The 20580-nt window shown below is 55.9% G+C and carries 23 protein-coding genes; 1 reads left to right on the forward strand and 22 read right to left on the reverse strand.

Features of this window, described 5'->3' with window-relative positions; genetic code table 11:
* Window positions 1-32 precede the first annotated feature (32 nt).
* The 14 genes from MDG893_RS01730 to MDG893_RS01795 form a co-directional block, all read right to left on the reverse strand.
* Entirely contained in the window at window positions 33-1253 is a 1221-nt protein-coding gene (locus MDG893_RS01730; protein ID WP_007151985.1) for a hypothetical protein, read from the reverse strand.
* A gap of 28 nt (window positions 1254-1281) precedes the next feature.
* A complete protein-coding gene (locus MDG893_RS01735) occupies window positions 1282-2670 on the reverse strand; it encodes a C13 family peptidase (RefSeq protein ID WP_007151986.1) in 1389 nt (462 codons plus the stop codon).
* Window positions 2667-3233 (reverse strand): YdeI/OmpD-associated family protein, encoded by a 567-nt coding sequence (locus tag MDG893_RS01740; RefSeq protein WP_208855161.1) that lies wholly within the window; start codon window positions 3231-3233, stop codon window positions 2667-2669. Before MDG893_RS01740 ends, MDG893_RS01735 begins: the two co-directional genes overlap by 4 nt.
* Before the next feature lie 22 nt (window positions 3234-3255).
* The gene (locus MDG893_RS01745) at window positions 3256-3867 is read right to left on the reverse strand and encodes a LysE family translocator (protein WP_007151988.1); all 612 of its coding nucleotides are present in this window, start codon (window positions 3865-3867) and stop codon (window positions 3256-3258) included.
* The gene (locus MDG893_RS01750) at window positions 3868-4608 is read right to left on the reverse strand and encodes an ABC transporter permease (RefSeq protein WP_007151989.1); all 741 of its coding nucleotides are present in this window, start codon (window positions 4606-4608) and stop codon (window positions 3868-3870) included.
* Complete coding sequence (locus MDG893_RS01755; RefSeq protein WP_007151990.1) at window positions 4608-5555, reverse strand: ABC transporter ATP-binding protein; 948 nt, start codon at window positions 5553-5555, stop codon at window positions 4608-4610. Before MDG893_RS01755 ends, MDG893_RS01750 begins: the two co-directional genes overlap by 1 nt.
* 20 nt (window positions 5556-5575) lie before the next feature.
* Window positions 5576-6760: an ABC transporter permease gene (locus tag MDG893_RS01760; RefSeq protein ID WP_007151991.1), complete on the reverse strand. Its 1185-nt coding sequence runs from the start codon at window positions 6758-6760 to the stop codon at window positions 5576-5578.
* Window positions 6761-6763: 3 nt separating this feature from the next.
* Window positions 6764-7615 carry a glycine betaine ABC transporter substrate-binding protein OsmF gene (gene osmF / locus MDG893_RS01765; RefSeq protein ID WP_244264376.1) on the reverse strand — a complete coding sequence of 284 codons (852 nt, stop codon included), beginning with the start codon at window positions 7613-7615 and terminating at the stop codon, window positions 6764-6766.
* Window positions 7616-7826: 211 nt separating this feature from the next.
* Window positions 7827-8276 (reverse strand): RDD family protein, encoded by a 450-nt coding sequence (locus tag MDG893_RS01770; RefSeq protein WP_007151993.1) that lies wholly within the window; start codon window positions 8274-8276, stop codon window positions 7827-7829.
* Between the two features lie 40 nt (window positions 8277-8316).
* A complete protein-coding gene (locus MDG893_RS01775; protein ID WP_007151994.1) occupies window positions 8317-9357 on the reverse strand; it encodes an NAD(P)H-dependent flavin oxidoreductase in 1041 nt (346 codons plus the stop codon).
* Between the two features lie 145 nt (window positions 9358-9502).
* The gene (locus MDG893_RS01780; RefSeq protein WP_040474151.1) at window positions 9503-10126 is read right to left on the reverse strand and encodes a LysE family translocator; all 624 of its coding nucleotides are present in this window, start codon (window positions 10124-10126) and stop codon (window positions 9503-9505) included.
* Between the two features lie 136 nt (window positions 10127-10262).
* The gene (locus MDG893_RS01785; RefSeq protein WP_007151996.1) at window positions 10263-11567 is read right to left on the reverse strand and encodes a TRAP transporter large permease; all 1305 of its coding nucleotides are present in this window, start codon (window positions 11565-11567) and stop codon (window positions 10263-10265) included.
* Window positions 11557-12051: a TRAP transporter small permease gene (locus tag MDG893_RS01790; protein WP_007151997.1), complete on the reverse strand. Its 495-nt coding sequence runs from the start codon at window positions 12049-12051 to the stop codon at window positions 11557-11559. The genes MDG893_RS01785 and MDG893_RS01790 overlap by 11 nt, the downstream gene beginning before the upstream one ends.
* A 60-nt stretch (window positions 12052-12111) precedes the next feature.
* Entirely contained in the window at window positions 12112-13122 is a 1011-nt protein-coding gene (locus MDG893_RS01795; protein WP_007151998.1) for a DctP family TRAP transporter solute-binding subunit, read from the reverse strand.
* A gap of 230 nt (window positions 13123-13352) precedes the next feature.
* Between MDG893_RS01795 and MDG893_RS01800 the strand changes: the two genes are divergently transcribed.
* Window positions 13353-14660, forward strand: coding sequence for a short-chain fatty acid transporter (locus tag MDG893_RS01800; protein ID WP_040474210.1), 1308 nt, complete (start codon window positions 13353-13355; stop codon window positions 14658-14660).
* A 36-nt stretch (window positions 14661-14696) separates the two neighbouring features.
* Here the strand turns inward: MDG893_RS01800 and MDG893_RS01805 are convergent, their stop codons facing one another.
* From MDG893_RS01805 to MDG893_RS01840, 8 genes are all read right to left on the reverse strand, one after another.
* Entirely contained in the window at window positions 14697-15647 is a 951-nt protein-coding gene (locus MDG893_RS01805; RefSeq protein ID WP_007152000.1) for a M14 family metallopeptidase, read from the reverse strand.
* A 24-nt stretch (window positions 15648-15671) separates the two neighbouring features.
* On the reverse strand, window positions 15672-16361 hold the full coding sequence (locus MDG893_RS01810; RefSeq protein ID WP_007152001.1) for a DUF899 domain-containing protein: 690 nt from the start codon (window positions 16359-16361) through the stop codon (window positions 15672-15674).
* Window positions 16362-16380: 19 nt separating this feature from the next.
* On the reverse strand, window positions 16381-16788 hold the full coding sequence (locus tag MDG893_RS01815; RefSeq protein WP_007152002.1) for a VOC family protein: 408 nt from the start codon (window positions 16786-16788) through the stop codon (window positions 16381-16383).
* Window positions 16789-16991: 203 nt separating this feature from the next.
* On the reverse strand, window positions 16992-18023 hold the full coding sequence (locus MDG893_RS01820) for a branched-chain amino acid aminotransferase (protein ID WP_083797642.1): 1032 nt from the start codon (window positions 18021-18023) through the stop codon (window positions 16992-16994).
* Window positions 18024-18222: 199 nt separating this feature from the next.
* A complete protein-coding gene (locus MDG893_RS01825) occupies window positions 18223-18573 on the reverse strand; it encodes a VOC family protein (RefSeq protein ID WP_007152004.1) in 351 nt (116 codons plus the stop codon).
* Window positions 18574-18794: 221 nt separating this feature from the next.
* Entirely contained in the window at window positions 18795-19406 is a 612-nt protein-coding gene (locus MDG893_RS01830) for a BRCT domain-containing protein (RefSeq protein WP_007152005.1), read from the reverse strand.
* Between the two features lie 120 nt (window positions 19407-19526).
* Window positions 19527-19859: a hypothetical protein gene (locus MDG893_RS01835; RefSeq protein ID WP_040474153.1), complete on the reverse strand. Its 333-nt coding sequence runs from the start codon at window positions 19857-19859 to the stop codon at window positions 19527-19529.
* Window positions 19860-20061: 202 nt separating this feature from the next.
* Entirely contained in the window at window positions 20062-20565 is a 504-nt protein-coding gene (locus MDG893_RS01840; RefSeq protein WP_157132724.1) for a copper chaperone PCu(A)C, read from the reverse strand.
* Between the last annotated feature and the right edge of the window lie 15 nt (window positions 20566-20580).

Below are 20580 nucleotides of genomic sequence, written 5' to 3' on the forward strand. Positions count from 1 at the left end.
TATCTCCTGGTTGGCTGAATCACGCCCTCATATTAGCCAAGGGCCAATGAACCAGGGAGTAACAAGATTGTCGCGAACCCGGCGATGGGCGGCGTTGTCCAGCGGCGGTTGCGGCCCCGGCCAAACGAGTAGACCTTGCCTTCTGTCGCTAACGTATCGAGTGCCCGCTGCACGCTGCGTTGGCTGACATTTAATGCCAGTGCCAGGGCGGAACTCGACCAGGACTCACCATCGGAAAGCAGCGCCAGTATAGGCGCGTACTTTTCCTCCACTAGCTGTGCCAGGACGGCCACCTCGCACGCCTCGTGGGGCACCAGTGCAAAACCCCGTGAAGTGGCATCCACGGTTGCCAACGGCTTCAATAACTCCCGAAGGCGCCCGATCTCCACCCGCAGACGTGCACGATGGGAATCATCAGCCTGTTTCATGCGAAATGCCCGTGCAATTAGCTCGTCTCTGGAGGCTTCTTTAGGCCAGGCTTCAGCCATGATGCGAAGCAACACAAACAGCACAGGGCGCGTCGCGAGTGACACAACGGCTTCCTTGTGCTTCACGGTATAACGGCACCCGTCGACCACAAGCGCCTGGGACGCCATTAACGCTTCTACTTCGCTCAGAAGCAACAAACGCTCACTACCCATCCTGGTCAGGCGAGCGGCGGGCAAGCCCAGGAGTTCAACTTTACTGGCGACTTCAGCCACAAGAGCCGGAATACCGGCGTGCTGTGAGGCGCGTTCGGCCTGCAGGAGCGCATCGCGTGCCACCTGGGTTTCCAGGCGCCGCATAGCGATCCCGGCAACAATAAGTTCATGGATGGCTCTCAACGCCGGCGGCAACGAGGCTACGTTTATAACTCCCAGTTCGAGCTCAGCTTCATCGAGTCGACCGATCAGCAGCCGGCGTCGGATATCGATATAGCGCGCATGCGTTGCGTTCACCCGGTCGCCATGCTGTTCCAGCACCTCGCGCGCTGCGTCAAGCTTGGGGGATGGCCAGCCAAGATCACGGGAAGCAAGCGCAATTTCGGCCTCGGCCACAATGCACTTTGCACGTTCCAACGGTTCCTGCGAACCAAAAGCACGGCTAGCGTTGCCTATCAGCACCCTGGCCCGGTCCAGTTCTCCGAGCTGGGCCATGGCGATGCCACGCAGCGCTAGCGACGGCGCATCGTCGCGCAAGGCAACGCAGTTCAGCGCGGCCAACGGGTCGCCCATCGCAAGTGCTCGGCCAGCGGCTGTGATCAGTCGGTCCATCGCGAGCTCATCACAGTATTTTAGCTTTCTAGCGTGCAGGCTGAGGCATCTGGCTCAACCACTCCCGCAGGTTCTCACCCACATGCGACTGAGGATAGGACCAATTCGATTCCTCCATACCGATCTCTTCTTCCCAGGCTCGGATCTGTTGGTTGATATCCTCGAACATGGCATCAGGGTCGGCCAATGACAGCCCCACACTCTGATAAACCGCCTTGGTGAACCAGGTCATCTCCGAGTCATCGCCGCAGCCGAAAGAGGTACGATCTCCCCTCGCAGAGGTCATGATCAACGTGTTTTCGTCCTTGAGCGGCTCGATCCACTGGCCGGAGTAGCATGCGGAAATCACCAGCAGTTTTCGGCGTATATTCAGTGGTTCCAGCATTTCCGCAAAATCCTGCGGCGAGAGGTTAGGCAACTCGATACCAGGTTGCTGCAACAGCAGTTGTCCGTTTTGCATGCCGTGGCTGACCAGGTGAACCACCAACAGGTCTTCCTCGGGATTCATCTGCGCATCCAATGCTTCCAGAGCTGAGGCAATGGATGGCCGGGTAGCCAGGGGAAACGTTTCATAGTCCCGGTGATTGAGCAGCATGATGGCGCGGTTTTCCACATCGAACTGCGCCTGAAGGCCAGTTTTGGCAACCTGGATATCGCGCATGAACACCGACTCGGTGCCGTCGCCGCCCACGGCCAGAAAGTAGGAGTCTGCCGTCCCCGCCTGTTCCGGGGCGAGACTCTCGATCTGGTTGCTCAGGCGCCGACGGTCTTCGACGAGAATAGTCTCAGTCAAAAGCGCTGGTTCTTCCGGGACAGGCGCTTCCGCGACGTACTCTTCCTGATCGACGAACTCACCAAACTCCCAGGTTCCTGTGAGGCTGCCCAGATCCTGCGATTCGCCGGTAAAGGCGTAGCTGCCTTCACCGTGGTAATACCAGTCACGGAACTCCCCTTCGTAGGTGCCGTAATCCGTAACGTGTTTTCCCTCCACGGGCTCGCCATCTTCAAACTCAGCGATATAGACACTGCCACCGGCTTCGTAACGCCCCTCACCGTGAAACTCACCGTTCCGGAATTCCCCCTCGTAGCGACTGCCGTCGTCTTCGATTACGCCCTGTCCCGACATCGTCCCTTTCCGGAACTCGCCCTCGTAATGCCAACCCGCCGGAGATTCGAGCTCACCATGGCCGTGCCAGTAGCCTTCCTGGAACTGGCCGGTGTAGACCATGCCACTGGCAAATTCCTGAACGCCTTCACCGTGAAAGTAACCATCCTGAATATCACCGGAATAGGTACTGCCGTCCGGAAGGCGGGCGTCAGGCGGAAGCAGTTGTGGCGCATCGCAGGCGGTAAGCAAAAGGATTGCGACAAGCGGGAAAGCTCGCCGCAGGGGGCTTGATACAACGGGTTTGCTCATCCAATCTCCTGTGTGTCCGCCACCTTGGGCGCACTCAACGCTTTGCTGTAATAACCTGAGGGATCAAAGCAGCAAACCCGTCGCTTTCCCGAGGCCAGCATGTCGCACGCATCGCTAATCCTCTTCGCCCGGGTTTTTGCCTGCTTGGCTGAGACAATCCAATGAATCCAGTCCAGACGCGCAATGGTAGTTGTCTCATCCCAAACCACCCGAGCCTCGGGGGCCGCTTCCAACGCCTCTTGCAGGTCCGAGGGAACCTCTGGTTCAGGTTCCTTGTCCACCGGCCGGATGCCCAAATCAACAACATCACCGACGCTCACACCTGCGGCTTCGAGGTGTTCTTTGCTCACCTTTAGCCAATGGCTCAATTGACCATCGGGCTCAAGCGTCACCTGAAAATGATGACCGTTGAGGCTGGCCTCTACCGTTGTTCTTCCCCGCCTGGGAAGCTTTTCGCTTGCCTCCCGGGGCAAAACGATAAAAGCCCAGGGAGCGCCTCCGCCGGGCTTGGCCGGACAAAGTAATTCCGCGTTGAACTGAGAGTTTGTTTCACTTTGCACTATGCTTATCCTCCACTCAACATCGTTACCTGCTCGCCGTTGCCAGCCCCACACCAAAACCGACAAACGTCGCCCCACCCAGTTTATTGACCAAGTGCCCCCCTTTTTCGGATGAAAGCCAGCCACGGGCTGATCTGGCGAGGCGCGCATACAACAAGTGGATGGCGACAACCAGGGCGCTGTAAGTGACCACCAAAAGGGCAAATTGGCCGACAAATTCCGTCGAATAATCAATAAATTGAGGAAAAACAGACAGGAAAAAGAATACAGCTTTCGGGTTTGTCAGTTGCAACGCCAGACCTTCAAGGAACTGGAATTTTCTGCTTCTGACCGCAGCCGCATTTTGTGCTATTTCGGTGACAGGAGACCGCCACAATTTTACCCCCAGATAGATCAGGTAGGCGGCACCGATAAACTTCAAGATGCTAAACGCCGTCGCCGACGTCGCCAGTACAATGCCCAGGCTTGTGGCTGAAATACCCGCAACAATGAAAGTACCAAAGGCAATCCCCAGAATTCCGCCGAAGGCACCGGAAACGCCGTATCGAATAGCATTGGTCAGCGTCAGCATAACGCCTGGCCCCGGGCTGAGGACAGTCGCTATAGCGATAACAACAAACAGCAGATAACTACCCATCTAGACTCCTACGGATTGCAACCGACGATCCCAGGATCGTTCAAGTGCTTCAAACAGGCTATCCGTTGTCAGCGCAAGCAACCCGATCAGAATCGCTCCTTGCAGCACATACGCGGTATTGCCGTTCACCAACCCGGCGATGACAGGATCGCCCAGGGTGCGGGCTCCAATGGTTGAGCCGATAGCGGCGGTCGCGATATTGATAGTAACAGAGGTTCGAATACCCGCGAGAATGACCCGTCCGGCCAGGGGCAGTTCTACTCGCACGAGGACCAACACTGGCGACATGCCCATGCCCAGTGCAGCCTCCCGCACCGATGGATCTATGCCTTCCAGTCCCGCCAGGGTATTACGCAGAATGGGCAGCAAACCGTAAAGGACCAACGCAAGAAGAATCGGCGCTTCGCCAAAACCGAGCACCGGCACCGCCAACGCAAGTACAGCGACCGGCGGGAAGGTCTGGCCAATAGAAGCCACCTGGCCGACCAGAGGCAGGAAATCTCGGCCAAAAGGACGAGTGACAAAGATGCCGCCAGCGACCGCAACGAGAGTACCCACAGCCGCCGATACGACGACCAGCATCAGGTGATTCTGAAGCAGGAATAAAAAGCTCTCCCGTTCATAGATCACCTGCTGCTTGCCCGGCTGCACCCAATTGAACAATGGCTCCAGCACCGGCATGCCGGCACTCAGCGCGAGCAGCAGCGAGGCCAAAAGAGTGGCAGGTAACCAGACACGCATTACACGCCTTCCTGGATAATGCGTTCACGGGTAATCACACCTGTCTCCTGCTCCTGCGCATTGAACACCGCGACCTGCCGCAGGTCCTGCCAGAGCATCACGGACAGAGCCAGGCGAACACTGTCTTCCTCCCTGAGTACATGCTCCCCGGGTTCCGACTGCCGCGGCTCGGTGTGATTGGCCATCAGGTCCCGGACAGGCCGCAGGCTCATCAGTTTCAGACCGCGGTCCTGCTTGCCAATCAGGTTTTCAACAAAGTCCGACGCTGGATGGCGGAGGATATTCTCCGGCGTGTCATGCTGGATGATGCGCCCCTGATCCATCACGGCAATGCGGGTGGCCAGCTTCAGTGCTTCATCAATATCGTGGGTCACGAAAACAGTGGTTTTACGGACCTGCTTCTGGATCCGCAGCATTTCCAGTTGGAGGTTTTCCCGCGTTATCGCATCCAATGCACCGAAAGGTTCGTCCATCAGCAGAATGTTGGGGTCCGCCGCCAATGCCCGCGCAACACCGACCCGTTGGGCCTGGCCGCCAGACAATTGCTGGGGGTATTTGTTGGCGTGGGCGCTGGGGTCGAGATCCAACAAGGTCATCAACTCATCGACTCGTGCGTTGATCCGTTCCCTGGGCCAGTTCAACAACGTGGGCACCATGGCGATGTTGCGTGCCACCGTCCAGTGAGGAAACAACCCCGTACCCTGGATCACATACCCCATGTTCAGCCGCAGCTGTTCCGGGTTCATGGTGGTGATGTCCTCACCATCCACCAGTATCTCGCCAGCACTATAAGGCAAAAGCCGGTTGATCATGCGAAGCGTGGTCGATTTACCGCAGCCGGAACTGCCCACCAGCACGCAGACCTCACCAGTTTCAATAGTCAGATTTACCCCATCCACTGCGATGGTATTGCCAAAGTGCCGGGAGACATTTTTCAGTTCAATCATCCGACCTTTTCCTTCCTCTATCAGGCCGTTGCCGGTGTCGGCTTGAGACTGGCCGCCAGCATCGTGAGTAACGCATCGGCAAGCAGCGCCAACGCAATCGTAGGCAAAGCACCGAGCAATACCAGGTCCATCGCCGCCTGCCCCAGCCCCTGAAAGATAAAACCACCGAAACCACCCGCTCCGATGAGGGCGGCTACCGCGGTCAGGCCGATTGCCTGAATGGTTGTGATGCGTACCCCCTCAATGATCACCGGCAGCGCCAAAGGCAGCTTGAGTTGAAAAAACACCTGGTGCTCATTCATCCCCATGCCCCGAGCCGCATCGGCCAGGCTTTCAGGAACTTCGGTAATAGCCACAAAGGTGTTGCGTACCATCGGCAGTAAACTGTAAGCGATCAACGCCAGTAGCGCCGGCGCCCAACCAATCCCGCGAATGCCAAGATCCTGCAGGAACGGGAGCGCTGACGAGAGCGCACTGAGTGGCGCAATCAGCAAACCAAACACCGCAAGGCTGGGAATGGTTTGTAAAAAACTCACGGCGCCCAGAAGAGGACGCTGCCAGGCGGGGCTACGAATCATTTTAAGCGCCAGGGCGAACGCCAGGCCTGCACTGATGGCAACCGCACCCAATGCCAGCGCCAGGTGCGTCCAGAGCGCTTGCTGAAACTTGTCGGGGCGAGCGTTGAACTCCCGCACCAGCGACAGACTTTCCAGGCCCTCGCCACGCAGAAAAACAAGCCAGCTTCCACCGACAAACACCAGCAGCATCAACTGCAACCAACGCCGGGCGCTGAGCCGGCCAAGGGTCTCAATCAACATCAGCGAAAGCAGGAACAGAAGAGACCAGAACCCTGCCCCGACCGACGAACGGGCGTAGGGCGAACCCTCGGGCAGATGGAGGGCGGCAAACACATCCAGCAACAGCGGCATCGTTGCCAGTGAAAGCCCAATCAGACCGAGCAGGAGCTCATAACGCCGACGCACCGGCACCATCGACAACACAGTGGTCGCCAGCAGAACCCCCGTAACCAGCCCTGCCCCTGTCCATCCCAAGGCCGAAAGCAGGCCATGGCCGGTACCCGGGACAATACGGTTGGGCTGGATAGTGCCAAGGTCCAGCAACCAGACCAGTGCCAGAGCCAACACCCCAAGTACCGGAATGACTCTGTTTGGAACCGTATGGCGCAAAGGCTCGGTGATGGACAAACCTCAGTCCTGGGCCAGGGAATCCAGATAGTCCCGGGCAACTGCCTCGGCAGGCACACCGTTCACCGCAACCTGACCATTCAGACGCTGAAGGGTTTCCAGGTCCAGAGACTCAAAGACCGGCGCAAGAACCTCGCGGATGTTCGGATACGTTTCCAGCACCTCTGCGCGCACGATAGGCGCGGGTTGATAGACCGGCTGAACGCCCAGGGTGTCTTCCATCACCTTCAGATCGAGTGCGCTCAGACCACCATCAGTGCCGTAAGTCATGGCGCCGTTCACATCGTTGTCGGTCAGGGCCGCAGCCCGGAGCGTCGCAGCCGTATTGCCACCGGACAGGATCAGCAACTGGTCAGACCCCAGCTTGAAACCATACGCCTCCTGGAACGCGGGCAGCGCACTGGCGGATTCAACAAACTCGGCGCTGGCTGCAAACTTGAAAGCGCCGCCGCCGTTGATATAAGACGCCAGATCTTCAAGCGTGTTCAAACCGTTATCACGCGCCAGATCGCCCCGCACACTCATGGCCCAGGTATTATTGGCTTTCGCCGGTGTTAGCCAGACGATGTTATGGGCTTTCTTATCAAGGCTGGCAGCCTGCTCGTAGGCCTTGTCGGCGTCTTTCCAGATGTCCCTATCTGCCTGGTCATGGAAGAAAGCGGCATTGCCGGTGTACTCCGGGTACAGGTCTATCTCGCCGGCCTTGATGGCGTTGCGCACGATGCTGGTCGCGCCGAGCTGCAGACGGTTTTCAACCGGAATATCGGCCTCTTCAAGGGTTTGCAGGATCATCTGGCCCAACACAGCGCCTTCCGTATCGATCTTGGACGACACCACCACTGGATCAGCCGCCATAGCCGGCCCGGCGATCAGAACAAGGGTAAAAGCCGCTGCGCGGTACAAAGGGGATATAGCGGGCACGGTTATTCCTCTCATTGGTTGGCGTTTCTTTGATTATCAAGCCGCCACAATGCCCTAAATCGGGCTTCCGGCTGCTGTTATCAGTCTATTGCAGGCAACTACGAAGACAAGGTTAATTTGGCTTCTCGCCGCATCATAGCGTCGACTAGCCCTCAAACATCACCGGCTCCGGCTTCTTATTTCGCAAAACAACCGTACCCGCGAGCTTGTCATGCCAACCCTGCTTGCGCTTATCGATACCAACCCAGATCAACCCAAGAAACAACGGTAGTATGGAGATGTAGTAGGCCAGGTACCGGCCAAAAAACTGGGCAGTGGTGGGTTTCTCACCCGTCCTGGCATCCACAATCACCAACCGGGTGGCCATTTTCCCAGGCGTTGCCGATTTGTAGATCCAGAACACGATCACCGCGATTGCGGGCAACACATAGTTCAACACAACGTCCCAGAACCCAACGATGAACGACTCGTTCAACCAATACTCAGATCCATAGATAAGACTGATAATAGGCGCAACGATCACCAGAATTAAAAGCGAATCAATAAGTGCCGCCCCGGTTCTGATCCAAAATCCGGCGTATTCCTGATCATCCATGCCAATTTACTCCTGAGTCTGTCATTTGATTTGAACTTGCTTACTGACTCACACCCGCCAATTCCCGCGTAAGGACTGCAGCCGAAACCTCCTTGCAGCCACTGACATTCTGCCCCGCCCACAGAGGCGAAAAGTCACCGCTCCCCTCAGCTTCGGCTTTCGCACGCAATGGTGCAATAGCGGATGATGCCAAGGGGAAAGCAGGAACTTTGGAACTCATCGGCCCCAATTCACGCATTATTCGGTTCACAATACCCCGGGCGGCACCACCGCTGAACAGATTTGTCAGTGCGGTCACACGGCTGGCCTCTGATTTCAGGGCGGCGCGATGCACGGCTTTGGTTTGAGCTTCGGGGCACAACAAATACGCGGTGCCAATCTGGGCTCCGGCCGCCCCAAGCGCCATGGCGGCCTGTACACCTCTGGAGTCCGCGATGCCGCCAGCGGCGATAACGGGGATTTTTACCGCGTTTACCATTTGTGGAATCAAGGCAAAAGTGCCTACCTGCGCACTAATGTCCCGCGACAGAAAAAACCCGCGATGGCCGCCCGCTTCAAGCCCTTGCGCGATAATGGCATCGACGCCCTGCGCCTCCAGCCAGAGCGCTTCGTCCACGGTTGTGGCGGTTGACAGTATCTTCCCGCCCCACCCTCTTATACGGGCCATCAACTCGGGTGCTGGCAAGCCAAAATGAAAACTCACCACCGGCGGCTTGAAGTCCGCCAACACATCCGCTGCCTCAGAGCTGAAAGGAGCCCTTCCTGCTTGCGCGGATACATTATTGGAATCAATACCCAGCTCGTCAAAATATGGTGAGAGGGCCTCGCGCCAGTGGCGCTCTGCATCGGCGTCTGGCTCTGGTGGCGTGTGACAGAAGAAGTTGACGTTGTAGGGTTTGCTGGTCTGGCTTGTCAGTGCTTCCAACTCTTTTCGCAGTGCTTCAGAGCTAAGCATGGCACAGGGCAACGAACCCAGTCCTCCCGCATTGGAAACTGCCACAGCCAATGCATGACCCTGCACACCGACCATCGGCGCCTGGATGACGGGTAGCTCAATTCCCAGCAGATTCTGGATGGTCATGTTTACCTCTAGGTTCTTAATTGGTGGAGAGTCGCTCCAAAAGTTCATTGCCCCCCCCCAGAGCGACCGCGCCGGCGTTTTTCCATTAGCAAAAACGACGCGAACCTGGGTTTCTGATTTGCGCCCTGGCTCGGTTCAGGAGCTTTTAGCTCCGCTGCATCGTCGAAGTAAACGCCGCAGCGCCGAACAAAGCGCCACCGCCCAATTTGTTGAGCCTGCGACGGGCCTGAATACTTTGAATTCTTTGGCGCACAATTCCTGCGAAAAGCGCGAACGAGCTGATAGTTATGGAGACGATACCCAGGAACGTCACCATCAGAATGAGCAGTTGGGGAAGGACTGACGCTTGGGGATTAACAAACTGAGGCAGGAAAGCCACGAAAAAGACAATGTCTTTTGGATTCAAAGCTGTAACCAAGAAAGACGATTTGAACATGCTTGCCTTGGAAATATCTTGGCCTGCTATCGCTTGAAGATTATGCTCAGGCTCCTCTCGCCACGCCTTGATACCAAGGTAGACCAGATACCCAACACCAAACCATTTAAGCACCAGAAACAGCGTCGCTGAGGTCGCTAGAACGGCACCTAGTCCAATCAACGACAACGTCATCGCCACAAAGTCTCCGAGTAAAACACCAGAAACCAATGGGATAACAGATTTCTTGCCGTGACTAATGGCCTGACCGAGCACCAAAATCACCGTGGGGCCCGGAATAATGGCAAACACAAAAACCACAGATACAAAGGTAATCCATATCTCAAAAGTCATAACGCCTCCCTGTATTTCAAGCATCCGAGTCAAGGCCTGATTACACAACTAGCCCACACCAAAAGGATAAATTCTTTGTCTTCAAACCGCTTCTTCTTAAGTGAATAGTGGTTAGCTTAGGCAGGCGTGCCCCCATCTACCAAGGCCCTACAACATACCCCAGCTTCTCAGGCAACCACAACGCAATCCCCGGCACCAACATCACCAGCACCAGGCTGACAAGCATCGCAGCCACAAACACCAGGGCCCAACCGATGGTGTGTTCCAGGCGGATGTTGGCGATGCGGGTGGTGACCATCAGGTTCACGGCGACCGGTGGTGTGAACTGGCCAATGGCGATGTTCATGGCCAGCAATATGCCAAACCAGATCGGGTTCCAGCCAAAGTGATTCATCAACGGCAGAACAATCGGAATCAGGATCAGGTAGATCGAAATAGCATCCAGCAGCATGCCGGCGATCAGTACCAGGATCATCACCAGACCTAGCAGCACCCAGCCATTTTCGGAAAGGGACAGCAGAGCATCAGCCAGATGCTGGAACGTCCCCAACGTGGTCCCCGCCCAGGCGAAGATGCCCGCCAGCGCAATGATAAACATCACCACACCGGACGTAACGGCGGCATCCGTCATCAGGCCCCAGAGGTTCCGCAGACTGAGATTGCGATACAACACGCAACCGACCAGCACGCCGTATGCCACCGCCACCACGGCCGCCTCAGTGGGCGTAAACAGGCCTGAGCGCAGGCCGCCAAGAATGATCACTGGTGCAAACAGCGCGGGCAAGGCCGCTTTGAGGCTGGGCCAGAAAGGCGGGCGTTCGACCGCTTCCGGATCTTCCCAACGGTACTTCTTCGCGAAATACAAAGCCGGTGCCAGCAGGGACACGCCCGCCAGGATGCCAGGGAAAATACCGGCGGCGAACAGCGCTCGCAGATCAACACCGGGCACCACGATGGAATAGAGAATCAACGCAATGGACGGCGGAATCAGGATTGCTGTGGACGACGAGGCCGCAATCAGTGACGCTGAAAACGGCTTCGGATAACCGGCCTTCTGCATGCTCGGCAACATCACCATCGCAACAGCGGCTGCATCAGCTGGACCAGAACCGCTCATGCCACCCATGATCAGGCACACCAGCACCGCAACAACGGTCAGCCCACCATGGCGGGGGCCGATGATCGACTGGGCAAATCGCACCAGCGCGGCGGCAACGCCCGCTCGCTCGAAGATCAGCCCGGTCAGGATGAACAGGGGAATCGCAATCAACGGGTATTTGGCCACGCTGTTATAGGTGTTGGTACCGAACGTGCCCAACATTGCAGGTGGCAGTCCCGCCACAATACCCACCAGCCCGCCCAGGCCCAGGGCAATTGCGACTGGCATGCCCAACAGCAACGCCAGCAGAAAACTGCCAATCATCAGAAGATCAGGACTCATGGATCACCTCCGGATCTTCCTTGCCGCGCAGGCGGTCCACGAGGTTCTGGGTCATACGGATGATGATGGCCACGGACAACAGCGGCAGCCACATCACATAGATCCAGTTAGGCAAGCCCAGCCCCGGTGACAGCGATTCCCACTGGTATTCCTGCAGGGCGAAGGTACTGCCATACCACGTCATGATCCCCAGGACCGTCACCCCGCCCAGCCATTGTAGGACAAACACCACCTTTCGTGCCCAAGGCGGCAGGTAGTGCTCTATCAATTCGATGCGAATGTGCTGGTTGTGTCGCGCAGCCACCGCAGCGCCTGCGAAGGTAAGCACCACCAAAAGGAACACCGAGAATTCCTCGGTAAAGGCAAAAGAGGCATCTGTCGCGTAGCGCACGATCACATTGCCGAGGCTGATCAAGCAGATCGCAACCAGGGCAATGGTGGCCAGCCAGGCATCGAGCCGGAATTTGGGAGGACGGGACGGCATGGTAACTCCGGTTCGGAAAGAGCGCCCGCCGGCAACGGTGGGCGCCTGAACAGATCGCGCTTACTGGTTACGGTTGGCGACCGCTTCCTGCGCTTGCTTGACCAGATCCTCGCCAATGCGCGGAGTCCAAGTTTCATAAACCGACTGGGTGGCCTTCATGAAGGCATCACGCTGCTCATCAGTCAGTTCGGTGACCTCTACGCCACGCTCCTTGATGGCGGCCAGGGTCGCATCGATTTCGCTACGGGATTTCTCGATTTCCCACTGGCCGGCATCAATCGCCGCCTGCTTCAGCAATGCCTGATCTTCCGGGCTGAACTGGTCCCAGATGCTATTGCTGACCGCAAACACCAGTGGGTCTGCCATGTAGTGCCAGCGGGTCAGATATTCCTGGCCAACCTGATCGATACGGGCCACGTCGAAGACCGACAGCGGGTTCTCCTGGCCATCAACAGCGCCGGTGGTCAGTGCGGGCTTGGCATCGGCCCAGCTCATTTGGGTGGGATTGGCGCCCAGAGCGGTGAAGGTGTCCTGGAACAGCGGCGAACCAACAACGCGGATTTTCAGGCCATCCAGATCGGTCGGTTCATCAATGGTCAGCTTGGAGTTGGACAGCTCGCGGAAGCCATTCTCGCCCCAGGCCAGCGGTGTAACACCACGCTTCTTGATCGCGGCAAAGACAGCTTCGCCAGCCTCGCCCTGGGTGATCGCATCGATGGCGGCATAATCCGGCATCAGAAAAGGCAGGGAAAACAGGTTCAGCTCAGGCACCTGAGGCGACCAGTTGATGGTGGACCCCACCGACATATCGATCAGCCCGGAGCGCATCGCCGAGAACTCTTTGGTCTGGTCACCGGAGACCAGTTGGGAGTTGCTGTAGATTTTCATGTTGATACGCCCCTCAGAGCGCTCTTTCACCAGCTCCACCCATTTGTCGGCAGCCTGGCCCCAGGGGAACGCAGACGGCAGTACGGTGGAAACGGTGTATTCATCCTTGTAGTCGGCTTGAGCAACGGCACTGAACAGCAGGGTAGCCGCCGCGGCAGCAAGAAGAGAGCGACGTTTCAACATGTGGTTTTCCTTTTTATTGGGATTGTGAAGATCGCTGTGCCGCTATCAGGCAGCGGACCAACGGTTGATTATAGAAATCGGGCTATCTGGGAGCAATAGACGAAGGTGGGAGTGCCCCCTCCCCAATGAATGAGTAATGCAATACGGCGAAAGGATAGTTGGTGCTACCCCAGGCTTTTAGTTTAGCTTGCCAGCAACAAAACAAGCTGAAAAAAATATTGGGGGACAATGTGTTAGACAGAGCAGCCAAACCTATGGTCAGTCTGGTAGACAAATACCTACCGGACCCCTACCTATTCGTCATCATACTGACACTGCTGTCATTCGTTGCCGCTATGGTGTTCCAGGGGCATAGCCCCATGGCGGTAGTAGAGATGTGGGGGGACGGTTTCTGGAACCTGCTGACCTTCTCAATGCAAATGCTGCTGGTACTGGTCACCGGCTTCATGATGGCGAGCACCCCACTGGTGCGTGGCATCCTCAACCGGATTGCAGGCCTTGCCAGAACACCGGGCCAGGCAATTGTACTGGTTACCTTCATCGCGCTGGTCGCCAGTTGGATCAACTGGGGCTTTGGCCTGGTGGTCGGCGCGCTGTTTGCAAAAGCCCTCGCCCGGCAAATCCGCGTACACTATCCGTTGCTGATTGCCAGTGCCTATTCCGGGTTCATTGTCTGGCACGGCGGGCTTGCAGGCTCCATCCCACTGACGATTGCCACCGAAAACCACTTCACAGCAGATGTGATCGGCGTTATCGGCACCAGTGAAACCATCTTCGCCTTCTTCAACCTGGCCATCGTCGCCGCGCTTTTTATCATTGTGCCCCTGGTTAACCGCCTCATGCTGCCCAACGAAAGAGACAGCGTGTACGCAGACCCTAAAATCCTGGACGATGAGCCCGACACTTCGGTTGTTATCAATCGCCCGGCCGACTACCTGGAGAACAGCAGAACACTTGCCTGGCTGATCGGGTTCAGCGGTATCGCATTCATCTTCCAATACTTTATCGAGGGTGGCGGGCTGAACCTGAACATCGTGAACTTCATGTTCCTGTTTGTTGCAATCATCCTGCACCAGACCCCAAAGCGCCTGCTTGCCAGCCTGAATGAAGCCGTGAAAGGCGGTGCTGGCATCGTTATCCAGTTTCCGTTCTACGCCGGCATCATGAGCGTCATGACAGCTTCCGGACTGGCAGCAAGCATCTCAACAGGGTTTGTGTCCATTGCGAGCGCCGAGAGCTTGCCATTCTGGAGCTTTATCAGCGCCGGGGTGGTCAACATATTCGTGCCATCCGGCGGCGGCCAGTGGGCCGTTCAGGCGCCGGTTATGCTGCCTGCTGCACAGGAGCTTGGCGCTGACATATCCAGAGTGGCCATGGGGGTTGCGTGGGGCGACGCCTGGACCAATCTCTTACAACCTTTCTGGGCTCTGCCGGTGCTTGCCATCGCTGGCCTGAAAGCCAAGGACATCATGGGCTACTGCCTGATGCTGCTGATCGTCACCGGCATCATTATCAGCGCGGGCCTGACCTGGCTTTAACTGCCATCCAGAGTATAAAGGCCGGAGAGAGTAGCGCTACTCTCTCCGGCCGATTGACCTTCCCCACCGGCTCGCCAGCACGTAGTCGATCGCCGCACACACGGCAGCAGCCTGCGCGGCATTGCATTGCTCGGGGGTTACTCGTGCGCTGTCGGGATAGACCTCGGTGGTGGTCCTGTAGGGAGCACTGGTGATACTGGCGCACAGGCCCAGCTGTTTGAGCGGGTACTGAATGACACCCCGAGCGGCGACCGGTGAGCCAAAGATCTCGCCGTTACCATCAGCCGGTGCGATGTGGGTGACCTGCTCCACCGCCTCAATCAACGCCTGTTGGAACTCGGGCTCTGGGCTTTCGCTGTCATCGACCAGATAGAAGCCGTCAGGAATTTCCCCCGGCTCGAACGGCTTGCCGTCTCGGGCCGCGAGCGCGGGACGAAACTCGGTTTCATCCGTATCAGTGGTCTCGTGCAGATCGATATGCATCAATGCATGATCGCGAACGGGGGCCACCAGTCGCATAAGCGCCGACGCCTCATCCGCCAAACCGTCATCTCGGAACGAACGGTTCGGGTCGACCGCGTTCGGGTTCCAGCGATGAATGCGCTCGTATGCCCAAGGGCTGACGCACGGCGCAACCAACAGATTGACACGGCCCGCGTAATCCGCCGCATGCTGATCAACGAACTGCAGTGCACCGTGTACACCACTGGTTTCATAGCCATGAACCCCGCCCGTTATCAGCACGACTGGCAAATCGTCACGCCAGTCGCGGCTGCGAATCGCCATCAGCGGATAATGGTTGGCGCCATAATCCAGATGGCCATATTCTTCCACATCAAAACGTGGGCGCAGACGCTCGATCACGCTCAACACATCAGACTCGTAGCTCCGTTGACGGGTCTGTTGTGACAACCACTCAGCACGTTCCACCTCACCCCAGGGAATGCCAGGCTTACCGATGGGATAATGTGCGGGAGCCGTGTTCATATCATCTTTCCTCCATATGAGTTGTCAGACGTCGTACTCGTCGTGGCGGCGATTCCATACGTAGGGCTCCGTCTGCGGCCAGCCTTCCGGTGAGTCTTCCCACGTTTCCTGACGACCAAAGGGAGTCAGATCCAGGTATGTCCAGAGAGTGCCAAGACATTCGACGCCACGCGCACCCGTATAGTAGGTGCGGTAGATGTCATCTCCGTCGCGAATAAAAACACTGGCACCGTGCCTTTCACCGTTATCCGTGGTTGCGCCAAAATCGACGTTAAAGTCGCTCTCGTAAGACGAATACCATGGAACAGGCGCCGTCCATCCCATCCGCGACCTGTACTGCATGAGCTTTTCCCTTGGTGCGCGTGACACCATAACCAACGACGTATCGCGAGCATGCAGGTGGGCCGGGTGTGTCATGGCATCTACCAACCAGGAGCAACCGTCGCAGCCAGCGTTCCAATCCGGGGCAAACATGAAGTGATAAACAATGAGCTGACGGCGCCCTTCGAACACATCGAGCAGGGACACTGCGCCATTCTCCCCCTGGAGCGTGTAGTACTTGGCTACCTTCACCATCGGTAACCTCCTACGCTCAGCGTTCAGTGCATCCCGTGCCCGGGTTAACTCTTTCTCTTTTACAAGAAGCTGATCCAGCGCTGTTTTCCACTGTTCCTGAGAAACGACCTCCGGTAGCGGCTGTTTTTCTGTAGCCATTGTCTGAGTCTCCCACACACTAGTTCGACAGGTTTAGCTGCCAAGACACACCATACCTATCATTCAACCATCCGAATTTCTGGCTAAACCCATAATTATCCAGCGGCATTAGCTCTGAGCCACCTTCTGCCAGGGCTTTAAATACTTCCTCAATTTCGCTCGCCGATTCGCACTCAACATATAGCGACATGGAGGGCGTAAACGTAAACTGGTGATCAAGGTGGCTGTCGAGCGCCATAAACTCTCGACCGTTTATTATAAACTTCGCCATTTTCACAGAACCTTCTGGTTCATGCTCGCCGGCCTGGTAACGTTGAATATCGACGATCTCTGAACCAGCAAATAGCGAGGTATAAAACCTGATGGCCTCCTCGGCTTTCCCAGCCTGCTCTCCAACAAACATGAGTGACGTTGCAATGGATTTCATCCGTGCCTCCGTTCCAATTGGATAACATTCCGTAGCTAGACTGTTTGGACCACCTGGCATGGCTATGTTTTTTTACACGCCACGAACTCACCTTTGCCTACCGGCATAGTAGTGGTGGTAAACCCGCCAGTACTGTCGACAAAATCAATTCGAGCTCTTCTAAAAGTTCCATGAGTTGCACGTCGTTACACCACAAGCAACATTCAGCTCAACCAGCCGAATCTATCTTCAGTTCTACCAGATTGCAGAGCCCGCAGAGCGTCGCTCAGTTTTCGAGTATTAGGGCCGGTGCTACCATCGCCTACCTTGTAAGTAACGCCTTTGTACACAAACGACCCCACACCGGAAAGTACAGCTGCCGTGCCGGATAACGCGGCTTCTCCGGTCTGAATCCAATCCATGACCTCAGCAACGGTAAAATCTCGCTCGATGACTTCATAGTTCAAGTCTCGAGCAAGGGTTATCACCGAATCCCGGGTAACGCCATGCAGAAACGAAGCATCCAAAGGCTTTGTGAGCAACTGAGAATCATTGATCAGAAAGAAGTTCGACGCTCCCGTTTCCTGCACATCGCCGTTCGGACAGAACAACACCTGATCGGCTCCATGTTCTTTCCTGGCTTTAACGACATGCCGAAGCGCTGAAGCATAATTCCCTCCGGCTTTCGCCTGGCCGAAGCCGGGCGTACTCCGCTGCTCCTGATCCTCGATCAGGATAGTCAACCCTTGACCGCCTCTCGAGAAATAATCTCCAACGGGGGACGCCAACACATAGAGCATGGCTTGCGCCGAGGGCGCACCCGCTGCACCGATGTTCTCCTCGGTGCCAATCAGTGACGGCCTCAGGTAGAGCGCTCCAGGGGCCTCTGGTATGTCGTCAACACATAACTCAACGAGTTGGCGAATCATCGCTGCAACCATGTCGGCGGGCGGCTGCGGCAAGCAAAGCAACTCTGCACTGCGTTGGAAGCGTGCAACATGACGGTCGAGGCGAAAGATACGAACACCGCCGTCCTGCATCCGAAACGCCTTCATCCCCTCGAAACACGAACTGCCGTAATGCAACACATGAGATGCTGGGTGTAGCGGCAAAGGCCCCACCGGCAGTGTCTCCACCTCAGACCAACACCCATCGGCATAACGGACGAGCGTCATCTGATCACAAAACTGAGTACCGAATGGCGGGGCGGTACCATGACTTGGCGATACAAGCTTCGCTGACGTTGTTTCTTTCACGGTTGTATGCCCCCGCAGAGACAGCTACCCATTTGCTTCATTTGTACATCTCCTTGTCCTTATCCTTTTGGTCTCGGCATAACCGATGCCTGCTAAAGCTGCGCATGTGGCGATACCGCAGCCAGTGGTTTCTTCCTGAATAGCGGGCTCCATACTTTTAACGTACAACAAGGAGCGAACCGTTAAAGCCCCCCAACGGTTACTCATGCTGTAATACATTGATGAGCTTCCCGAACGGATCACGAACATAGAACCGGCGGACACCCCAGGGCTCACTTACCGGGCCGTACTCAATCTCAATATTTCCATTCTTCACTCTCTCCAAAGCGACCTCCAGGTTATCAACCTCGATAGACAGGTCAGGGACTGGCGTGCCGGAGCCACCTTCCGATGCCACGCTTACCTGAGTGGTCATTTCCTCGCCCGAGCTATAGGTTCTTAGCCATCCATGATCCATCACAACCTTGAGCCCAAAAATAGCCGAGTAGAATCTCTCTGCTTCTGAGGGGGTTGCCGCCGCTATGTTGGTAACTATTCGTTTTACAATCATTTCGTCTCCAAGAGACTGAATTCATTTCGCTCTGGTGGGGTTGCAAAGAACTCCGGAGCATTTCTGCCTACGAAATTTTCCGCAGATTTCAGGTAAGAACACTAACCCGAAAACCTCGGACTTTTTCTACAGACTCAACGCCTGCATACACGGCGCCCTGACAAGGGCGTCCGGTGTAGGCCGAAGGCCGGAACGAACTTGATCGACTGGTTAAGCAGCACTCAGGCTAGCTTGCCCGACTCCGCCCAATGCTCTTCAGTTAATATAACGATTGGCGCACCGTTATCCCTGTACTCAACCGCCTTCTCAATTTTTCGACCGAATGTCTCGTGGGCCCAGCTATCCGTCACGTAGGTTCCTAAAACAAGATAGTTGAGATTCTTGCTGACGTTTTTCACTATCGCTCCTCCTAGAGCCTCGGTTGCTTCGTGGCATTGCTTCCGTGTCCCGAATGCGCAGGTTCCCGTAAATAAAAAAGAAGCCCCCTCAAACTCTATTTCAGGAAGAGGCTCATTAATCGGAAGTGACGTAGTCTTCGCTAATTCACCAATCTCAGCCGAATCGCCCGAAACTTTACGAAGTATTCCCAATAATTCCTCTGATTCTTCCTTGTCGAGCACTCCGTCCTCAAGCATTGCGGAAACTTTTTGGAGTAGATTGATAATGATGGGGTTTTCACTGGCTTGGCGATTCTGAACCAGCCAGCTCATCAGAAACTCGGCTTCGGCTTGGTTTACAGTTCCGTCAGCCAAAACACCTTTGCTCAAACCAATGAGGGTATCGACTTGACGATCTTGGATGTTCTTTCTATTAAATTTCGTAAAAACGTCCATGATATCGGCTTCCTTCTTGATGCTTACAACGCCTGCATAAACGGCAGCTTTTACGCAGCGAAGCGGAGAAAAAGCCGTCCGGTGGAGGCCCATCGGGCCGGAACGAATTTAATGCACTGGTTATGAGTTGCCAATGCCCGCAACACCTATGATCACTGCAGCGAAAATGACCAAATAGGAATAGAAAAACCTTTTCAAGAAAAGGCTTTTGGATATCAGCTGATCATCACCTGATGAAAAATACTCCCTTCCACAAACATACCTCAAAAATGAGATATTGTTCGATGGCGTGTTGTTCCCGAACAATGATGGTTGCCCCATTTTTTGGTAAAGATGAGGGTGGTTTGCGCTGACAAAGCTGAAGTATCGAGAGACCAAAACGAACCAGGCAGGCACCATTACGAACATTGCTGCTACCAACAGCACCAAAAGCAAAGCCAATATCTCACTCATGATTTACTCATAACAGCGTGTTATACGAACCGGGGCGCATATCAAGCATTCGTATATCTCCACACGCCCTCCTGTAAGAAACTCCATCCTCCTGAAACCTTATAACTCCAAGCAACCTTCAAAAAGCGCTATTATTTCAGCAATCTGGAAACGGGCTTTTGGAGTTATACGCCCCGGTTCGTATAACTCCAGCCAACATCAATCAATGCCCGGAGTGATCCATGCCGTGCCCTTCCATCTTCATGTCGCCGTCCAGCGGCTCAACATGCAGCATCACGTCCACCGAGTCTGCTCCGTCAAAGCTCACCGTCAGCGGCACCCGCTCCCCTTCTTTCAACGGTCCATCCAGCTTTTCCAGCATCATGTGGTAGCTGTGGGGTTTTAATTCCACGGTGTCACCGGCAGGGATGGTCAGGCCATCCTTCAGGGGGCGCATACTCATGGTGCCGTCGGTCATGGTGCTCTCGTGAATGGAGACGTTCTTCGCCCTGGGCGTGGTAGCGCTGGTCAGGGTGATGTCGCTGTCGCTGTGGTTGGTGATCACCATGTAACCAACACCCATGGGTACACCGGGCGGCGTCGGGCGGCTCCAGGGGTGATTGATGGTAACGGTGTCTGAGGAATGATCGTGGGCGATAGCCGGGGCGACAATCAGGGTGCTGCAGGCGATCAGGGCGCTGGCGGCCAGCGTTTTGAGTGGGTTCATGTTCCTTGTTACCTC

It is taken from the genome of Marinobacter algicola DG893, assembly GCF_000170835.1.
Taxonomy (GTDB): Bacteria; Pseudomonadota; Gammaproteobacteria; order Pseudomonadales; family Oleiphilaceae; genus Marinobacter; species Marinobacter algicola.